Origin of the sequence: Streptomyces sp. NPDC048254, from assembly GCF_043201895.1 — a bacterium.
Lineage (GTDB): Bacteria > Actinomycetota > Actinomycetes > Streptomycetales > Streptomycetaceae > Streptomyces.
Genome location: NZ_JBICZJ010000001.1, coordinates 798,174 through 816,764 on the forward strand (window position 1 = coordinate 798,174; position 18,591 = coordinate 816,764).

Annotated in this window: 17 protein-coding genes; 6 read left to right on the forward strand and 11 right to left on the reverse strand. The window is 70.7% G+C overall.

What is annotated here, in order from left to right; genetic code table 11:
- Positions 1 to 238 precede the first annotated feature (238 nt).
- Together ACGFZQ_RS03625 and ACGFZQ_RS03630 are read right to left on the reverse strand one after the other, a co-directional pair.
- Positions 239 to 2,176, reverse strand: coding sequence for a glycogen debranching N-terminal domain-containing protein (locus ACGFZQ_RS03625; protein ID WP_393838975.1), 1,938 nt, complete (start codon positions 2,174 to 2,176; stop codon positions 239 to 241).
- A 65-nt stretch (positions 2,177 to 2,241) separates the two neighbouring features.
- A complete protein-coding gene (locus ACGFZQ_RS03630; RefSeq protein ID WP_393838976.1) occupies positions 2,242 to 3,687 on the reverse strand; it encodes an amylo-alpha-1,6-glucosidase in 1,446 nt (481 codons plus the stop codon).
- 120 nt (positions 3,688 to 3,807) lie between these two features.
- On the opposite strand from ACGFZQ_RS03630, the gene ACGFZQ_RS03635 reads away from it, so the two are divergent.
- Both ACGFZQ_RS03635 and ppdK read left to right on the forward strand, forming a co-directional pair.
- Entirely contained in the window at positions 3,808 to 5,031 is a 1,224-nt protein-coding gene (locus ACGFZQ_RS03635; protein WP_393838977.1) for an ROK family protein, read from the forward strand.
- Between the two features lie 612 nt (positions 5,032 to 5,643).
- Positions 5,644 to 8,364 (forward strand): pyruvate, phosphate dikinase, encoded by a 2,721-nt coding sequence (gene ppdK, locus ACGFZQ_RS03640; protein ID WP_393838978.1) that lies wholly within the window; start codon positions 5,644 to 5,646, stop codon positions 8,362 to 8,364.
- A gap of 313 nt (positions 8,365 to 8,677) precedes the next feature.
- Here the strand turns inward: ppdK and ACGFZQ_RS03645 are convergent, their stop codons facing one another.
- The 6 genes from ACGFZQ_RS03645 to ACGFZQ_RS03670 form a co-directional block, all read right to left on the reverse strand.
- Positions 8,678 to 9,406 (reverse strand): dienelactone hydrolase family protein, encoded by a 729-nt coding sequence (locus ACGFZQ_RS03645; RefSeq protein ID WP_393838979.1) that lies wholly within the window; start codon positions 9,404 to 9,406, stop codon positions 8,678 to 8,680.
- Between the two features lie 254 nt (positions 9,407 to 9,660).
- On the reverse strand, positions 9,661 to 10,185 hold the full coding sequence (locus ACGFZQ_RS03650) for a hypothetical protein (RefSeq protein ID WP_393838980.1): 525 nt from the start codon (positions 10,183 to 10,185) through the stop codon (positions 9,661 to 9,663).
- A 757-nt stretch (positions 10,186 to 10,942) separates the two neighbouring features.
- Positions 10,943 to 11,422 (reverse strand): SRPBCC domain-containing protein, encoded by a 480-nt coding sequence (locus ACGFZQ_RS03655; RefSeq protein ID WP_393838981.1) that lies wholly within the window; start codon positions 11,420 to 11,422, stop codon positions 10,943 to 10,945.
- Complete coding sequence (locus ACGFZQ_RS03660) at positions 11,419 to 11,775, reverse strand: ArsR/SmtB family transcription factor (RefSeq protein WP_393838982.1); 357 nt, start codon at positions 11,773 to 11,775, stop codon at positions 11,419 to 11,421. The genes ACGFZQ_RS03655 and ACGFZQ_RS03660 overlap by 4 nt, the downstream gene beginning before the upstream one ends.
- A gap of 5 nt (positions 11,776 to 11,780) precedes the next feature.
- The gene (locus ACGFZQ_RS03665) at positions 11,781 to 12,155 is read right to left on the reverse strand and encodes a VOC family protein (RefSeq protein WP_393838983.1); all 375 of its coding nucleotides are present in this window, start codon (positions 12,153 to 12,155) and stop codon (positions 11,781 to 11,783) included.
- Between the two features lie 303 nt (positions 12,156 to 12,458).
- Positions 12,459 to 13,127 (reverse strand): HAD family hydrolase, encoded by a 669-nt coding sequence (locus ACGFZQ_RS03670; protein ID WP_393838984.1) that lies wholly within the window; start codon positions 13,125 to 13,127, stop codon positions 12,459 to 12,461.
- Positions 13,128 to 13,207: 80 nt separating this feature from the next.
- Between ACGFZQ_RS03670 and ACGFZQ_RS03675 the strand changes: the two genes are divergently transcribed.
- The 3 genes from ACGFZQ_RS03675 (at position 13,208) to ACGFZQ_RS03685 (ending at position 15,116) form a co-directional block, all read left to right on the forward strand.
- Complete coding sequence (locus tag ACGFZQ_RS03675; protein WP_393838985.1) at positions 13,208 to 14,410, forward strand: helix-turn-helix domain-containing protein; 1,203 nt, start codon at positions 13,208 to 13,210, stop codon at positions 14,408 to 14,410.
- A gap of 179 nt (positions 14,411 to 14,589) precedes the next feature.
- The gene (locus ACGFZQ_RS03680) at positions 14,590 to 14,904 is read left to right on the forward strand and encodes a DUF6415 family natural product biosynthesis protein (RefSeq protein WP_393838986.1); all 315 of its coding nucleotides are present in this window, start codon (positions 14,590 to 14,592) and stop codon (positions 14,902 to 14,904) included.
- On the forward strand, positions 14,901 to 15,116 hold the full coding sequence (locus ACGFZQ_RS03685) for a hypothetical protein (RefSeq protein WP_393838987.1): 216 nt from the start codon (positions 14,901 to 14,903) through the stop codon (positions 15,114 to 15,116). The genes ACGFZQ_RS03680 and ACGFZQ_RS03685 overlap by 4 nt, the downstream gene beginning before the upstream one ends.
- Before the next feature lie 119 nt (positions 15,117 to 15,235).
- Here the strand turns inward: ACGFZQ_RS03685 and ACGFZQ_RS03690 are convergent, their stop codons facing one another.
- The 3 genes from ACGFZQ_RS03690 to ACGFZQ_RS03700 form a co-directional block, all read right to left on the reverse strand.
- Positions 15,236 to 15,442 (reverse strand): helix-turn-helix transcriptional regulator, encoded by a 207-nt coding sequence (locus ACGFZQ_RS03690; protein ID WP_393838988.1) that lies wholly within the window; start codon positions 15,440 to 15,442, stop codon positions 15,236 to 15,238.
- 26 nt (positions 15,443 to 15,468) lie between these two features.
- Entirely contained in the window at positions 15,469 to 16,179 is a 711-nt protein-coding gene (locus ACGFZQ_RS03695) for a rhomboid family intramembrane serine protease (protein ID WP_393838989.1), read from the reverse strand.
- Between the two features lie 94 nt (positions 16,180 to 16,273).
- Positions 16,274 to 17,362: an Lrp/AsnC family transcriptional regulator gene (locus tag ACGFZQ_RS03700; RefSeq protein WP_393838990.1), complete on the reverse strand. Its 1,089-nt coding sequence runs from the start codon at positions 17,360 to 17,362 to the stop codon at positions 16,274 to 16,276.
- Positions 17,363 to 17,423: 61 nt separating this feature from the next.
- On the opposite strand from ACGFZQ_RS03700, the gene ACGFZQ_RS03705 reads away from it, so the two are divergent.
- Entirely contained in the window at positions 17,424 to 18,587 is a 1,164-nt protein-coding gene (locus ACGFZQ_RS03705; protein WP_393838991.1) for an alpha-hydroxy-acid oxidizing protein, read from the forward strand.
- The last annotated feature ends 4 nt before the right edge of the window (positions 18,588 to 18,591 follow it).

An 18,591-nucleotide genomic window follows, 5' to 3' on the forward strand; every position in this document is an offset into this window, starting at 1 on the left:
GCTGAGGCAACCCGGAGGTCCTTCCGTGCGAGACCCGTGAGACGGAACCGGCGGGCCAATGCCGAGGAGGTCCGGGCCCGCCGTCTTTCCGTACGGCTCACACAAGCCCCCTGTTCAGGTCTTTCGGCAAACAAGGGGCAAATACAGCGCTCCGATCGGGGCGCGGGACTGTGTCGGTATGCGGCTCCGCCGCGCGGGCGCGAACAACCCCACCGGCCCGCGGCGAACCCTCAGTCCCTCACGCACCGCCCACGGCGGTGAGCAGCGCCAGCGGAGCCGCCGCCGACCGGGACTCCCGTACACACGCGTGCGGATACGGCACCGGCTCCGGATGCGTGTCCCTCCCGTACCCGGCCAGCACCTCCGGCAGCCGGTGCCCGCCGGCCGTCGCCGCGTCCACCAGCCCGTGTGCCACCGCCCGCGCCTCGTCGTGCAGCCCGTACCGCGCCAGCCCCAACGCGATCAGCGCGTTGTCGTGCGGCCACACCGATCCCCGGTGGTACGACAACGGGTGGTACGCCGCCTGCCCCGCGGCCAGCGTCCGTACCCCCCACCCCGAGAAGAAGTCCGGCTCCAGCAGCCGCCGTCCGACCTCCTCCCCGTACTCCTTGTCGAGCAGCCCGGACCACAGCAGGTGCCCGGCGTCCGAGGCGAGCGCGTCGACCTGCCGGCCCTCCCCGTCCAGCGCCAGCGCGGGGAAGGCGGACCTGTGCATCCAGAAGTCGCGCTGGAACCGGTCCCGCAGATCGGCGGCTGCCTGTTCGAGCAGCGCCGCGTAGGTCTCGTCGGCCCACACCGTCCGGGCCACCCACGCCGTCCGGCGCAGCGCGTCGTAGGCGTATCCCTGAGCGCCCGCCGCCATCACGGTGCCCACCGGCCGGCTGCCGTCGGCGGAACAGATCGCGCCGGGGGAGTCCTTCCAGTTCTGGTTGGCGAGCCCGCCCTTGTCGGCGCGGTAGACGAGATAGCCGCGTGAGGTCAGCCCGCCGTGGTCGAGCATCCAGCCGATGGCCGCACGGGCGTTGCGTTCCAGGCGCCGGGCCATACCGGTGTCCCCGGTCTGCTCCACGTACGCGCCCAGCAGGATCAGGAAGAGCGGGGTGGCGTCGACGGAGCCGTAGTAACGGCCGTACGGCACCTGCCCGAAGTGCGCCAGCTCGCCGTGCCGTACCTCGTGGACGATCTTCCCGGGCTGGGCCACGGAGTGTGCGCCGGCCTCGGTGGCCTGGGTGGCGGCGAGCGCCGGGAGGGTGGCGGCGGCCAGCCGGGGCCGGTAGGGGAGGGCGAAGAGGGAGGTGATGAGGGCGTCGCGGCCGAGCAGGGTGAGGAACCAGGGGGCGCCCGCGGCGGGGACCTTGAGTTCCTCGCCGTCCGGGCCGGTGGCCGGCACCTGGAGCGCGGCGAGGTCGGAGAGGCCGCGGGCGCAGGCCGCCGCCAGCTCCGGCCAGCCGGTCGGGAAGGCCACGCCCTCCACGAACTCCCCTTCCAGAGCGAGGAGTTGCTCGTTCAGTGCGGCCGGGTCGCGGGGCACGCGCAGGGCCCGCCGGTCGCCGTGCGGGCGCCCGATGACCCGTACGACCAGCTCGGCCGTGCCGTGCGGCGGGAGTTCCAGCGTCCACACCAGGCGCCGGGCGCCGGTCCCGGTCTCCTCGACGCCGTCCGGCGCCGGCTCGGCGGTGATCGTCGTACAGGACCGCCACTCGCCCCGGCGGTAGCCGAACTCCACTCCGTCGTCGAGGGCCTGGCGGGAGCGTACGGCGCCGGACTTGGTGTAGGTGCGGTGGTCGGCGCGGAGTTCGAACTGGTCGGTGAAGTCGGCGTCGGCGGTGATGGCGAGCCGGATCGTGGTCGGCACCGGACGGTTGCTGGTGACCCGCAGGGACTCGGCGAACGAGCCGTCCCCGACGGCCTGTTCACGGAAGAGGGTGTGCGCGGGCGGTTCCTGGCGGCCGCCGCGCGGGACCAGCACACACCGGGTGCCGTCCCCGTCGGAGACCGGGGTGAGCACCTCGGGCAGCGCCCCGTCGACCGTCAGCTGCCAGCGGCTCAGGTGCCGGGCGTCCCGTACGAATAACCCGTCCGGGGAACCGCCGCCCCGGACGCCGCTGATGTCTCCGCGGTCGTCCACGGCGGCGAACGTCGCGCCGTGCACGAGCAGATGATGCCGGTCCGTCATCCCCGGTCCCCTCCTCTGTCCCATCAGGTCGAACGTGCGGTGTCCGTCGAAGACACCTCGTTTTGTCAGCTCTTGTCCATACTTTGACGCTCTTGGTGCTTTTGAAGTTTTCGACGTTCGTCGTGCGGTGCGGGCCGCCGGTGGTGCAGATCGAGCGCGAGCGCCGCCGTCCAGCTGAACCCGGTCGCGCCGCACGCCTCGCCCGTGTACGGGTCGACGTACTCGGCGAACCCGGTCGCACTTGCCGTCCGTACGACCGCCTCGCCGAGCGCGTCCGCCCGCTCCCGTTCGCCGTGCTCGCGCAGCCCTCGCTCCAGCAGCCAGCCGGTGTTGGCCCAGGCCGGGCCGCGCCAGTACCGGTGCGGGTCGAAGGCCGTGCCGAGCAGGTCGTAACTGGGAACCAGATGGGTGCCGGTGCCGAAGTGCGGGCCGCCGAGCGTCCGGACGAGCGCGGCGGCGATCTCGCGCGGCAACTCCGGGAGGATCAGTGGGATCAGGCCCGAGACCCCGCGTTCGGGGATCAGCCCGCCGCCGCCTCGCAGGTCCCGGCAGAGGAAGATCTCCCGCTCCGGATCCCACAGCCGGTCCACCAGTGCCGCCGTCAGCCGCTCAGCGCGCGCGTGCCGTGCCGTCCCCGTGGCCCCCAACTCCTGTGCGATCCGCGCGAGGGCGTGCTCGGAGGCGATGAGCAGCGCGTTGAACGCCGGGTCCTCGACGGCGAACTCCCGCCGCCGGTCGGTGTATTCGGCGTCCCGGTACTCCGTCGCCAGCCGCACGTACCGCCCGTAGTCCAGGTCCGTCGGCCGGTCCTCGGCGGCGCCGTGGTCCAGGTCGGCGCGGTGGAAGGAGCGCGCCGGAGCGGGCGTGACACGGGCCAGCGGGGCGTCCCAGCAGGGGCTGTTGTCCATACCCTGTTCCCAGGGGTGCACGACGGACGCGAGACCGCCGCCGCCGAGGTCCCGCCGGTGCAGCAGATAGCGGTGCCAGGCGGCGAGCCGGGGATAGGCGGCCGCCAGGAAGCCGCGCGCCCGCGACAGGCCGGGATCGGCGAGGTGCACCAGCCAGGCGGCCAGCGCGTGCACCGGCGGCTGCACGATCCCGGAGGTCTGTACGGTGCGGGGGGCGCCCGCGGCGCGCCCCGCGGTCGAGGAACGCCAGAAGTCGGGGCTCGGGAAGTACGCGTCGAGGGGCACGGACGGGTTGAACACGATGTGCGGGATCCGCCCGTCGGCCCACTGGGCGGCCAGCAGCGTCTCCAGCTCGGTCTGCGCGCGCAGCGGCGACAGGTGCCTGAGGCCGATCGCGACGAACGCCGAGTCCCAGGACCACTGGTGCGGATACAGGCTCCGGGACGGCACGGTCGAACTGCCGGTCCAGTTGTCGGCGAGCACACGTGCGGCTCTGACGTGCAGGGACCCTGAGCCGGTGGTGCCGGGGGCGCGCGTGGAGGGTGGATCGTATGCGATCCCGGAACCGAGCGCATGGGCTGTGAGCTGGGCAGTGCGATCCACTCGGGGCTCCCCGAAGACGTCCGGCCGACCGGGTTTGGCTGTGGCTACCGTAGGGTTACGTCTATTTAACACGCAAAACTCAATATGTAATGCAAGCTTGAGAAACACAAGGGGGTGCGCATGACCGGACGTCCCGGCAGGACCGGCAAGGGCGGCGGACAGGCGAGCTCGGGCGAACTGCTGGAGCTGGTGCGCAGCGGGCGGGCCGTGACCCGCGGCGCCCTCCAGCAGGCCACCGGACTCTCCCGCGCGACCGTCGGCCTGCGCCTGGACCGGCTGTTCCGCGCGGGCTGGCTGCGCGAGGGCGCCGGCGGCCCCGTCGACTCCCCGCTGGGCGGCCGCCCCTCCATCACCCTCGAATTCGACGACGCGCACGCGGTGGTCCTCGCCGCCGACCTGGAGACCCGCCATGCCAGGGCCGCCGTCCTCTCCCTGACCGGCGAGATCCTCGCCGAACACTCCGGCACGCTGGTCATCCAGGACGGCCCGGACGCCGTACTCACCGAACTCGGCCGCTGGTTCGCCGAGTTGCTGGAGAAGGCCGGCCACCTGGCGACGGAGGTGTGCGGGATCGGCCTCGCGGTACCGGGCCCGGTCGACACCGAGACCGGCCGGGTCGTGCAGCCGCCGATCATGCCCGGCTGGGACGGCTACGACATACGCGGCCGCATGGCCAGGGCGTTCACCGAGCACACGGGCGCGCCGCCGGCAGTCCCGGTCCTGGTGGACAACGACGCGAACCTGATGGCGTACGGCGAACAGCGCACGACGCACCCGGACTGCTCGGCGTTCGTGCTGGTGAAGGTCTCGACGGGTATCGGCGCCGGGGTGGTGGTCGACGGCTCGATCTACCGGGGCATCGACGGCGGCGCGGGGGACATCGGCCATATCCGGGTGGGAGCCGAGGCGCAGTGCCGCTGCGGTTCGTACGGCTGCCTCGCCGCCGTCGCGAGCGGTGGCGCGGTGGCCCGACGGCTGGCGGAGGCCGGGGTTCCGGCGGCCTCCGGCTCAGATGTGCGCGATCTGCTCGCCTCGGGCCATCCGGAGGCGGCGGCACTGGCCAGGGAGGCCGGCCGCCGGGTCGGGGACGTACTGGCGACGGTCGTGACCCTGCTGAACCCGGGCGTACTGATGATCGCGGGGGATCTGGCGGGCACGTCGTTCCTCACCGGGGTTCGGGAGTTGCTGTACCAGCGGGCGCTGCCCCGCTCCACCGCCCACCTGGACGTCGTGACCTCACGACTGGGGGACCGGGCGGGGGTGATCGGCGCGGGGGCGCTGGTCGTGGAGCACCTGTACGCGCCGGAGCGGGTGGAGGAGCGGTTGCTGGCACTCGGCATGTGAGGCGGCTGCCGCCGGGAGGACGGCGCGGCTGTCGCCGGTGGGACGGGGTGGCCGCTGCCGGGAGGACGGCGCGGCCGTCGCCGGGCGCGACGGTGTGGCTGTCACCCGTGGGACGGCCTGGCTGCCGGGCTGTCGCCGGTGGGAGGGCGCGGCTGCCGTCGGCGCGACGGCCTCGCTGTCACCGGTGAGATGACGCGGTTGTTTCCGTCCGCTTTCCGCGTCCATTCCATGTCCGCATGGTGAAATCCCGGCGTCTGTGGCAGCGTGATTCTCGCCACCCTTGATAAGGGTTGCGCTCAGATGAGCGGATCATGGGCGACTGCACTTCTCCAAGGGGTGGCACTGGGTGCCACCCCTTGATCGTTCACCGATCGAAATCAAACGTGCAGTCACTCCGCTCATCTGAGCGAAATAGTGCGGCCCTGAGCCATCCTGCGTTCAAGAAGTGAAAACATCAGCCCGTCTCCGCTTGCCAAGCTTTGACTTTCGATCCGGTGGCGGACGATCGGTTACGGGCGCATGACACGCGAGTAGACGTACCCAGGCGCCTTCGATCTGGGTATGTTCCTCGCCGTCAGGGCAGCCGCCGCGTCCTTCAGGGAGTCGAGACCCGTGTCGGAAAACAAAGAACCCCACGTAGCGAAGCTCGTTTACGACTTCACCGAGGGAAACAAGGACCTCAAGGACCTCCTGGGTGGCAAGGGCGCGAACCTCGCCGAGATGACCAACCTCGGGCTCCCCGTTCCCCCCGGCTTCACGATCACGACGGACGCCTGCAAGGTCTACCTCGACAGCGGCGAGGAACCGGCGGCACTGCGTGACGAGGTGAGTGCGCACCTCGACGCGCTGGAGCAGCGGATGGGCAAGAAGCTCGGGCAGGCCGACGACCCCCTCCTGGTCTCGGTCCGCTCCGGTGCGAAGTTCTCCATGCCCGGCATGATGGACACGGTCCTGAACATCGGCCTCTCCGACAAGTCCGTGCAGGGCCTGGCCAAGCAGGCCGGCGACGACCGGTTCGCCTGGGACTCCTACCGCCGGCTCGTCCAGATGTTCGGCAAGACGGTCCTCGGCGTCGACGGCGACCTCTTCGAGGAGGCCCTCGACGCGGCGAAGGCCGCCAAGAAGGTCACCGTCGACACGGAGCTGGAGGCCGCCGACCTCAAGAAGCTCGTCACCAAGTTCAAGAAGATCGTCAAGACCGAGGCCGGCCGGGACTTCCCGCAGGACCCGCGCGAGCAGATGGACCTCGCGATCCGCGCGGTCTTCGACTCCTGGAACACCGACCGCGCCAAGCTCTACCGCCGCCAGGAGCGCATCCCCGGCGACCTCGGCACCGCGGTCAACGTCTGCTCCATGGTCTTCGGCAACCTCGGCCCCGACTCCGGCACCGGCGTCGCCTTCACCCGCGACCCCGCCTCGGGCCACCAGGGCGTCTACGGCGACTACCTCCAGAACGCCCAGGGCGAGGACGTGGTCGCGGGCATCCGCAACACGGTCCCCCTGGCCGAGCTGGAGAACATCGACAAGAAGTCGTACGACCAGCTGATGCAGATCATGGAGACGCTGGAGAACCACTACAAGGACCTCTGCGACATCGAGTTCACGATCGAGCGCGGTCAGCTGTGGATGCTCCAGACGCGTGTCGGCAAGCGCACCGCGGGCGCCGCCTTCCGTATCGCGACCCAGCTGGTCGACCAGGGCCTGATCGACGAGACGGAGGCCCTCCAGCGCGTCACCGGCGCCCAGCTGGCCCAGCTGATGTTCCCCCGCTTCGACGAGCAGGCGAAGGCACAGTCGGTCGGCCGGGGCATCGCCGCCTCGCCGGGCGCGGCGGTCGGCAAGGCGGTCTTCGACTCGTACACCGCGGTCAAGTGGTCCCGCTCGGGCGAGAAGGTCATCCTGGTCCGCCGCGAGACCAACCCCGACGACCTCGACGGCATGATCGCGGCGGAGGGCATCCTGACCTCCCGGGGCGGCAAGACCTCCCACGCGGCCGTGGTGGCCCGGGGCATGGGCAAGACGTGCGTGTGCGGCGCGGAGGAGCTGGAGGTCGACACCAAGCGCCGGCGGATGACGGTCCCCGGCGGCCATGTGGTCGAGGAGGGCGACGTCATCTCCATCGACGGCTCCTCCGGCAAGGTCTACCTGGGCGAGGTCCCGGTCGTGCCCTCCCCGGTCGTCGAGTACTTCGAAGGGCGGATGCACGCGGGCGCCCATGACGCCGACGAACTCGTCGAGGCCGTGCACCGCATCATGGCGTTCGCGGACCGCAAGCGCCGGCTGCGGGTGCGCGCCAACGCCGACAACGCCGAGGACGCCCTGCGGGCCCGCCGCTTCGGCGCCCAGGGCATCGGCCTGTGCCGCACCGAGCACATGTTCCTCGGCGACCGCCGTGAACTGGTGGAACGCCTGATCCTGGCCGACACGGAGGAAGACCGGGAGGAGTCCCTGCGGGCCCTCCTCCCCCTCCAGAAGAAGGACTTCGTCGAACTCTTCTCGGCGATGGACGGACTCCCGGTGACGGTCCGCCTCCTCGACCCGCCGCTGCACGAGTTCCTCCCGGACATCACGGAACTCTCGGTCCGGGTGGCCCTCGCCGAGTCCCGCCAGGAGCCCCACGAGAACGAACTCCGCCTCCTCCAGGCGGTCCACCGCCTGCACGAGCAGAACCCGATGCTGGGCCTGCGCGGTGTACGCCTCGGCCTGGTCATCCCCGGCCTGTTCACCATGCAGGTCCGCGCCATCGCCGAGGCCGCCGCGGAACGCAAGAACGCCAAGGGCGACCCGCGTGCCGAGATCATGATCCCCCTGGTCGGCACGGTCCAGGAGCTGGAGATCGTCCGCGAGGAGGCCGACCAGGTCATCGCCGAGGTGGAAGCGGCGACCGGCACCAGCCTCAAGCTCTCGATCGGCACGATGATCGAACTCCCGCGCGCCGCCCTGACGGCGGGCCAGATCGCCGAGGCCGCGGAGTTCTTCTCCTTCGGCACCAACGACCTCACCCAGACCGTCTGGGGCTTCAGCCGCGACGACGTCGAAGCCTCCTTCTTCACCGCGTACCTGGAGAAGGGCATCTTCGGCGTCTCCCCCTTCGAGACGATCGACCGCGACGGCGTCGGCTCCCTGGTCGCAGCCGCGGCGAAGGCCGGCCGCGCCACCCGCCCCGACCTGAAGCTCGGCGTCTGCGGCGAGCACGGCGGCGACCCGGAGTCCGTCCACTTCTTCCACGAGGTGGGCCTGGACTATGTCTCCTGCTCCCCGTTCCGCATCCCGGTGGCCCGCCTGGAGGCGGGCCGCGCGGCGACGCAGTCGGCGGGCAGCGACCACCGCTGAGGCGCTGCCGACCGGAGGCCGGTGAGCTGACCGGCCTCCCCTGAATCCCGGGACCGCCGTCCGTCCCCGACCCTCAAGACCGATGGACGGCGGCCCCGGCACGCAAGAAGGGGGCGGCACCCTGTGCGGGGGTGCCGCCCCTTGGTGCGTCATCCGCGGAGCCTGTCAAGGTAAGCCGCTGACCAGGCGCTGAGTCGCGTTTGCCGGCGGTGGGCGCCGTGGCAAGCCGTCTGAAGCCGTTGTGCCCTCGTTGTGCCCTCCTGGCGCGGCTGAGTCCAGTCACCGCCGGCACCGCAGAGACCCGGGACCCTCGTCAGCTCAGATGCCGGGCGAAGAACCGCAGCGAGCTGTCCACTTCGAACGACGGCACATCTCCGTGCTTGCCGGGATTGGCGTGCAGCGTCTTCTCGGCCGAGGCCAGGGCGTCGAACAACGCCAGGCCCTGGTCCCGCGGCACCATCTGGTCGTCCCACTGGACCAGGAACTGCACCGGCACGGTGATCCGCGCGGCGTCCTCGGCCAGCCCGTGCACGCCGAGCAGGCCCAGCGCCGCGGCGCGGATCCGGGGTTCTGCGGCGATGAGCGGGATGCCGAGCCCGCAACCCATCGACATGCCGCAGTAGCCCACCGGGCCGACGCCGACGTGGTCGAGGCGCTGGACCGCGGTCAGGACCGCCTGCCAGTCCGCGACGGCCTGAGAGGCCAGATGGCTGTGCATTCCGGCGACCAGCGCGCCCGGATTCTTGCCGGCGGCCATGCCTGCTCGCAGTTCGGCCGCGATTCTGCCGAACTCCTCGTCCTTGGGACGGTCGCCGTGGTGGGGCGCGTCGATCGCGACGACCGCGAAACCCTCGGCGGCGTAGTGGCGTGCGCGGGACACGGTGCCGGGGGCCGTCTTGTGCTGCCCGCCGCCGTGGCCCAGCAGAATCAGGGGACGAGTACCGCAGGCGTCTTCCGGCGTCCACAGCACGCCGGGGATCTCGTCGAGGGTGAAGAACTGTTCGGTGACGCCGTCCGACGACGTCTGGCAGGTGAACCGCATCAGCGTTTCAAGCCTTTCGGAAGTGCCTCGTGCGGGCGCTCCCTAGACCATGCAAAGGAGGGAGCCCCGACCTGTCACAGCGTTGATCGGTCTCACCTCCTCGAATGCGCAGTGGTGCACGGCGGCGCCGAAGCTATCACGAAGATCGTCACGAGTGCCTCGCCAGGGCGAACTCTGGCTGATGCTGCACTGGTTCAGGCGGCGGCGGAAAATGCGAGACCCGATCTCGTGAAGGGGTTGCCCCGACACGCTGATCAGGGGCAGGACAGGTCGTGAGGCAATTCGCAGGCGTCGTCACGCAGGTGCAGCCTGCGGAGATCCTGGACCAGGCCGACGGGGAAGGGATGCAGCATCCACTTGGCGCGATAGCCGGTCTCGCCATGCTCCGCGAGCACTTGCTGAGCGGCGTCGAGGACGGTGTGGGCGAACACCGGTCGCGGATGCGCCGATCTCCACATCACCGTGCCGTCGGAATCCGGTAGGTCAGGGCTGACCGCGACGTCGGCGAACTTGTAGATGGTCACGTCGACCGATTCATCCGTCGTGCGGAGAACCCAGCGAAGTTCCTGCGGCTCGGCGTCGAAGAAGAACCGGGTCGTGTGCTGCTGCCCGTAGGCACCGGCCGTGCCGGCCACGAGGTCCGCCAGCGCGTCAGTGCAGTAGCTGACGGTCAGCGACACCTTCTTGGAACCTTCGGTCAGATGGCATCTTGCCCAACCATGGTCCCTCAGTTCCCACTTCAGCTGGAAGACGGTCTCTGGGACCTGTTCTGCCGACACTGTCACAGGTTACTGGCAGCCATGGGTGCCTTAGTTCGGGAAGCTTGGGTTCCTCGGTGGGAGGCTGCCTGATCCCCGCCATTCCCTGCGGCTCCTCGCATGGTCCGGCATGTGTCTGGTACGGGCGCGGCCGTTCGATCTGTGCGTCTGCCTTGAGCCACGGACTACTCGTAGCTGGTCGCAGCTCGTAGAGCTCGTGCGAAGAAGCTCCAGTCACCGTCGGCCGGCTCCCCAGAGCCTCGGCTGTCGAACGTGGCGCTGTAGCCATCGGCCCGGCATACGCCGGAGGAGCAGGCCATGCAGGCCAAGAACAAAACACGCGAGCCAGAGTGTCCCGACCAGAATCACCAGCGGCAGCAGGAAGCCGGCAAACGATGCCGACATGGTCGTCCCCCTGGTGAGCTGGTTGCTCGTTCCCCTGAGGGAAGTCTGGCAGGTCGGTGCGGATCTACCACCGATCCCCGGGGAGGCTTGCTGTCTCGAGGTGGTATCTGTCCTGGACAGAGCTTGTTCTCCAACGCCGATCAACGGGGGCTCAGATGGTGACGCAACCGAGTTCGGACGAGCGCCTTGTCATGTATCAAGTTGTCGCGGCCCGGCATGCGGGCATCGATCAGATGGTCTGGCAGGTACCAGGCATCGCCCTCACTGCCCAGGCGTTCCTGATGACGATTGGCCTTGGGCCCGGATCCGGTCAACTCGCTCGGCTAGGTTCTGGACTTCTCTCGGTGGTGGTCGCGTGTCTTCGGTTCCTCCGTCAGTACGTTCCCAGTACGTTCTCCAGTGCGTTGATGACGTATGAACGCCAGCCTCCGCCCATGATCCGGTGCGCCATCTGCTGGGCCGGGTCGTCCGGGTCGAAGCCTGCGTGCACAAGGAAGAGACGTGTGCCGCGGCCCTCCGGCTCCAGAGTCCAGGTGATGGTCCAGTCGGCGGCGTTCCCCTGACTCTCGACGGCGTCCTGCCAACGGACGCTCAGCATCCGCTCGTCGTCATAGGCGAGGACCTCGGCCCGGATGGTGCCGGAGAAGTTGGTGTTGGGGCGGGGCACAGCGGTCATCGTGTAGCGGTGGCCGACTTCCAGGCGGAAATCGCCGGGCATCATCCACTGGGCGATCAACTCGGGCTCGGTCAGGGCCCGCCAGACTTTGGCGGGCGGGTGTGCCAGAAAGTGATCGACCTTGATCGTGGTGAGGTCGTCCTCATCCGGTCCGTCGGGCGCCTGGGGCATCGTCATGCCTCATCGTCCGGCATGCGGTCGAGCAGATCGCCAAGGCCCTTCAGTTTCTCGCGCCAGAACCGCTCGTACGGATGGAGCCAGTCCTGCACCTCCGCGAGCGGGGCCGCCTCCAGGCGGTAGATGCGCTGTCTGCCCTGGCGCTCCTCGGAGACGAGGCCGGCCTCCCGGAGCACCTTCAGATGCTCCGAGAGACTGGGGCGGCGAATGGCGAAGTGGTTCGCGAGCGCCTGGACCGACTGAGGGCCCTGGTCACGCAACAGGCGCAGCACCTCGCGCCGCGTCGCGTTCGCGAGGGCGGCGAAGAGTTGGTCCTGGTCTTGGCCCTCATCCTGGGCGCTCCGAGTGACCACTTCGGTCAGAAGCCTTCCTTCTCGGTGAGCAGCATCAGGCCGTTACCGTCGGGGTCCTGGAAGCCGGCCATACGTCCCCAGGGCAGATCGGTCGGGCCATCCACGGTGACTCCGGCTTGGGTGAGCCTGGCGCAGTCCCTGTCCACGTCTGTCGTAACGAACATGATCCCTCTTGCGGTTCCGGGCGTGAAATCGCCCATGCCGGGGCCGGAGAGGGTGAGCACGGTCTGGGCGCCCTTCGGGGCGACCTGGAGCCAGCGGCCGGGGGGCATCTGGAGGTCCGCGGTGACCTCGAAGCCGAGCACGTCCGTGTAAAAGCGGAGGGCCTTGTCCTGGTCGGAGACCGGGATCGTGATGAAGGAGGCGTGGGTGATGGTCATCCACCCAAAATAGGTAGGAGATTTCCTACGTGTCAAATGTAGGATATCTCCTACTGGTGGAACGCGCGGATCCACGATCGCCGACGCGGCAGACAATCTTGCGCTCCGGCAACCGCCCTCGATCAGCACGAGGGCACGGCCAACGACTCACACCAGCCCCATAACCAGCAACTTCAAGATGGTGGATCTTCAGCGCAGTCGGTGACGTTCAATTGCTGCTCGCTGCTGTCGGGGTTCACGGAGCTGAGCATGCCTGAGGGCCGGCTCGGAGAGCGAGGCCGCTTTCGTCGTGTCCGTGGCCGGTCACGCCCAGATGGCCTCCAGCGCATGGGCGGTGTCCAACAGATCGTCCAGTACGGTGCTGGCGCCTGCGGCGAGCAGGTCGGCCGCCGGGATCCGGCCCGTTGCCACGGCGACCACTCGGACTCCGGCCGCGCGTCCGCCGGCGACGTCGGCCGGGGTGTCGCCGAGGAACACCGCGCTGCCAGCTTTTACGCCGGTGCGCTCGAGGGCGGCGCGCAGCAGCTCGGGGCGTTCGTCGCCGTCCTCGGCGTAGGCGCCGTCGTCCAGGCTGAGGTAGGAGTCGAGGCCGAACACGGCGACCTTCACTTCGGCGGCCGCGCGGACGTTGCCGGTCACGACGGACTGGCGGATGCCGCGGTCCGTGAGGGCGGTGAGGATGCTGACGGCGCCGGGCAGTGCGTGCCCGTGCTCGCGCAGTTCGGCTGCCCGCTGAACGTGCTGGGTGCCGAGGGCCTCAGCAAACCGGGTGAACAGCTCGTCGCTGTAGGGGATGCCGTGCAGGCGAGCGGTCTCCCGCAGGATCACCCGTTCCGTGGACCCGGTCACGTCGGCCTGCTTCCGCAACGCCACACCTGTCACCTGCTCGAAGGCAGCCGCCCACAGCTGGCCGCCGAGGCCCCGAGTGGCCATCAGCGTATGGTCGATGTCCCACAGCACCAGCTCCGGCACCGACAACTCCTCTCTGTGAACCCCGTGTCCCTGCTCGCCAGGAACCCTACGCTCGAAGCACAGCGGCGAGGAGTGGGCGCATGGTTGCAGCAGACCTCCCCATCGGGGACCGGATCAGGCACTACCGCGGCGGGCGCCGCCAGGACGCGGTGGCCGGCCTCGTCGGGATCGCACCCGACTACCTGTCCCAGATCGAACGCGGCATCAAGGTCCCCTCCCTGCCGATCCTGTACGCGCTCGCGCAGGAGCTGGGGGTACCGGCCGCGGCCCTGCTGTCCGAGCGGGCCCCGGTCGAGGAGGAGACGGCTGATACTGCGGAGGCCGCGGTGGGCCGCGCCCTCCTCGGGTACGGACCCGCGCGCAGCGCCGAGCCGGTGGCCGCGGCCGTGCTGCGGGACCGGGTGGAAGCCGCGTGGCAGAGCTGGCAGACCGCCGGGGACCGGTTCACCCGGGCCGCCGACGTCCTGCCCCTCCTCGTCGCCGATGTCGAGCACGCCGCCCGGGCCACCCGTAGCGGATCGGATGCTGCTGAGCGGCGGGCCGTCCTCCGGGCGGCAGCGGACCTGTACTGCCTGCTCCGCTCGTACCTGCGGCGCAGCGGCCGCGTCGACCTTGCCACCCTCGCCGCCGACCGGGCCATGCGCGCCGCCGAGGACGCCGACGACCCGCTCCGCATCGCAGCCGCCCAGTGGAACCTCGGCCACGTCCTCCTCGCCGCCGGCCAGCCCGCCGAAGCCGAGGAACTGGCGCTGCGCGCCGCCGAGCAGGTGTCCGCCGGGCAGATCCCGGAGATGCAGAAGGCCGCGATGGGCGGCGCACTCCAACTCGTCGCGGTCGTCGGGGAGACCCGGCGCCGACGATGGTGGGACGCACGCGAGCGACTGCGGGAGCACGCGGCACCGGCCGCCCGCCAGGTAACGGACGGCACCAACGTGGCGTGGACGGTGTTCGGGCCCACCAACGTGGCGCTGCACGCCCTGAGCATCGACATGGAGGCCGGTGAAACCGGGGAGGCCCTGCACACCGCGGACGCCATCGAGACCAGCCCGCTGCCGTCACTGGAGCGGGAGTTCACGTTCGGCCTGGAGGTCGCAGCCTGCCACAGCCAACGCCGCGACGACGCTGCGGTTCTGCTGACGCTGCTGGGGCTGGAGGCCATTGCGCCCGAGGACCTTGCCCGGACGCCGCTGGCCCGGCAGCTGGTTCTCACGGTCATTCGCCGGGCCCGGGCCATGCACGCCCGCCAGGCGGAACAGCTCGCGGAACGCATCGGGCTCGTCTGACCGAGCGCGTAGGTCACCCGAGCTGACAGTTCGGGTAAGACTGGTGAGACCTCCCTACGGTCACCTGAGTGAGACGGATCACCATGACCGTAAAGGGGAGACCTATGCCGAGCGACACCGCGACTACCGCCGATGCTGGAAGGGCAGAGGCGGATGGACGCCCCCTGAGCATCCGAGCGATGCGCGCAGGCACCCTGCTCGTGCTCGCCGCCGAGCGGCCCGAGGACCACTTCGAAAGCGCTGAGCTGGAGAGGATCGCGGGCGAGTTCCGTGAGCACATCCGGGCCCTCGTCCCCATGGTCCGGGCCAGGGCCTGCGTTCTCCCTCAAACCTCTGCCGGCCGCACCGCAGCGCTGGCATGCATCCACGAGGCGCAAGGCCACCTGCACATGGGGAACGGCGACAACGACGCCGTGCGCGGCGCCGTCGCCGCCAGACTCGCCCACTCCGTGAAATCGCTGTGCTGGCACTACGACCGGATGGCCCCGCGATGACGGCCTCGGCTCCCGGGGAGCCCAAGAGCCTGGTTGCGCGAAAGGCGGAAGCCGCCAAGTCCGGGGCCCGCGTCGCCGGCTACTGCGCACTGCTCCACCCCGACGGCGGAGCGTCCTGCACCAGGCGGCCGCACGACGACCGTCGGCACATGGACTACTACAACGGCCGGAAGAAGCTCGGCGACGCCCACGGCATCGAGTGGGTCGAGTAGGTGTCCGGTCCCGGCGCAGCCGACCTGCCGGGGCCGGAAGGGCGGCCGCTCCGACGCCCCGTATCGGGTGGCCGCTCGGTCCGCTGCCGGGTCCTCCCCTGTACCCCGCGGCGGACCACTCACCTCACCGGGTCCGCCAGGGGAACCTCGAGGGCCCGGGCGATGCGGAGCAGGGTGTCCAAGGTGGGGTCGCGTCGCCCGGCTTCGATCTCCTGGATGGCCCACCGGCTGAGGCCGGCCGCGACGTCGACTGCTGACCGGTCCGTACCGTGCGCGCCCCGCGCGATCTGCTCGCGGACGGTGCACCCGTCACGGACGGCACCCATGACCCGCCGTACGGGACGACGTGCCGTCAGAGCAGCCCGAGGTCGCCGAGTTCCTTGTACAGGTCGGAGCGTGGCTGTGCGGCGTCGCCGGTCACCGCTCGCGGGGTTCCCTCGCCGGTGCCGGCCCGTGGGTGCCGGTCCCGGAAGAGCCAGGCGCCCGCCAGGCCCCCGAGCAGTCCGCCGAGGTGTCCGAGCCAGCTCACCCCCGGCGTGCCGGGCACGGCCACGGTGAGGAGGTAGGCGAAGGAGGCGCCCATGACGATCCCGATCAGCGTGTCGATCAGGTGCCGGTCGAAGAGTCCGCGTACGACGACGTAACCGAAGTACCCGAAGATCAGGCCGCTGGCGCCGACCGTCGCCACGTCGCCCTTCTCGAAGAACCAGACCACCGCACCGCTGCTCACCGCGATCAGCAGGGTCAGCGCGAGGAACCGCAGCACTCCGCGGTAGGCGGCGAGGAAGCCGAAGACGAACAGGGGCCCGGAGTTGCTCTCGATGTGCGCCCAGCTCCAGTGCAGCAGGGGTGCGACCAGGATGTCGGGCAGTGTGCCGACGTCGCCGGAGACCACGGCGTAGTCCCGGGAGAGGGCGTAGTGGTCGGCGTAGTTGGCGAGTTGCACCAGCCAGACGACGGCGAGCAGCGCGAACATCACGAAGAACGCCTTCCGCGCCTCCGCGATCATCTCCTCGGGACCGCCCGGCACCCCGCCGCCCCGCACTTTCTTCGGCACATCCACGGCAGGCTCCCCCTCGAACGGCTTCCGCGTCCCCACCACGCCGCACTCTACGACAGCCCGCCGACAGCAGCCCCGGGCTGTGCGGGCCCCGCCGTCAGAGCGCCGGCTCCGCCCACAGGTCCGCCGGTACGACGCCGATGGAGCGGCCGTGAGGGTCCAGGAGGCGGCCGAGGAGTTTGTCCTGGCGAAGGGTGACGACCCGGTCGGCGATGTCCAGGGCCGGGTGGGCGGTGGCCAGTTGGGCCTCCAGGCGGGGGATGTCGGCGAGGGAGTGGAGGGTGGCCTGGAGGATGAGGTTCTGAGGGCCGCTGATCGCCGCGCAGTTGCGGGTTTCGGGGAGGCGGACGAGGGACTGGCCGATGCCCGGGAGGTCGGCGGGCGGGACCTTCGCCCAGAAGGTCACGGTGACCGGCCAGCCGCCGAGGGGGCGGGCGAAGTCGCAGCGGAAGCGGAGGAGGCCGCGGCGGGTGAGGTCTTCGACGCGGCGCTTGGCGGTGGAGAGGCTGACGCCGAGGTGCCGTGCCAGGGTCTGGTAGGAGACGCGGCCGTCGTGGGCGAGGTGGGTGACCAGGGCACGGTCGATGGGATGGGCTTCGGCGGCGGGGCCGGCGGTGGTGCGGGGCGGGGACGGGGGTGTCAGCTGGGCGCGTTGGGCGGGGGCCAGGGCCGCGATGCGCCAGTGGCCGCCCTCGGTGAACATGTGGGTGACGATCCGGGACCGTACGGCGGTGATGCCGGGCAGGTGGGGGAGCCGGTCGAGGGTGTAGCGGGACAGGGCCGGCAGGTCGCGGGTGGCGACCGTGGTGAGGAGGTCGTGGCCGGTGGCGGTGCGTTCGACGGTGACCATGTGGGGGTGGGCGCCGAGGGCCTCGGCGACCTGGGCCGTGGTTCCCGGGGCGCAGTCGATCACGACGTAGGCCACACAGATCTGTTCGAGGAGGCGTGGGCCGGGGGAGAAGCCGACCCAGGCGGCGCCCTGCTCGGAGAGGCGGTGGAAGCGTCGGGCCACGGTGACCGGGTCGACGTCCAGGGCGCGCCCGAGTTCCGTCCAGGAGGCGCGCGGGCGCAGTTGCAGGGCGTTGATCAGCGCCAGCTCGTCCTCGCTCAGCAGGGCGGGGGCAGCATCCTGCGTCAGCGCGCCGCTGGTGCGAGAATCCTGCGTTTCGGGGCGGGGCCGCGTCACTCTCTCATTGTGGACCGAGGGCCCGCATCCGGCGGGCGGGGGCGTGAAGGAGGTCTGGAGCATGGCTTTCGCCGACTACCAGAACGAGATCTACCTCGACGGGCTGCGCGGGGTGACGCCGAGCTTCCCGATGACGTACGACGAGCTGGAGCCGTTGGCCCAGGCCGCGATGGCTCCCTCGGTACGGTCGTATGTCGCGGGCGGCGCGGGCGACGAGCGGACCCAGCGGGCCAACGTCGGCGCGTTCGAGGGCTGGGGGCTGGTGCCGCGCATGCTGGTGGGGGCGAGCGAGCGGGACCTGTCCGTCGACCTGTTCGGGATGCGGCTGCCCTCGCCGCTGTTCATGGCGCCGATCGGGGTGATCGGGCTGTGCGCGCAGGACGGCCACGGTGATCTCGCCGTGGCGCGCGCCGCCGCCCGTACCGGCGTACCGATGGTCGCCTCCACGCTGACCGTCGATCCGCTGGAGCAGGTGGCCGCCGAGTTCGGCGACACCCCGGGCTTCTTCCAGCTCTACACCCCCACCGACCGGGGGCTGGCGGAGAGCCTGGTGCACCGGGCCGAGCAGGCCGGGTTCAAGGGGATCGTGGTCACCCTGGACACCTGGATCACCGGCTGGCGGCCGCGGGACCTGAGCACCAGCAACTTCCCGCAGCTGCGCGGGAACTGCCTGGCCAACTACACCAGCGACCCCGTCTTCCGCGCCCTGCTCGGCGGCCGGAGTCCGGAGGAGGACCCGCAGGGCACGGTCGCCCTGTGGGCGGGCGTCTTCGGCAACCCGCTCACCTGGGACGACCTGCCCTGGCTGCGGTCGATCACCGATCTGCCGTTGATCCTCAAGGGCATCTGCCACCCCGAGGACGTCCGCCGGGCCAAGGACGCCGGCGTGGACGGCGTCTACTGCTCCAACCACGGCGGCCGCCAGGCCAACGGCGGCCTGCCCGCCCTCGACGCGCTGCCCGGCCTGGTCGAGGCCGCCGACGGGCTGCCCGTCCTGTTCGACTCCGGGGTGCGGACGGGAGCCGACATCATCAAGGCCGTGGCCCTGGGCGCGACCGCCGTGGGCGTCGGCCGCCCCTACGCGTACGGTCTCGCGTACGGCGGTGAAGCCGGCCTCGTCCATGTGCTGCGGGCCCTGCTGGCCGAGGCCGACCTGATCATGGCCGTCGACGGGTATCCGACGCTCGCCGATCTCACGCCCGAGGCGCTGCGGCGCGTCGCCTGACCCG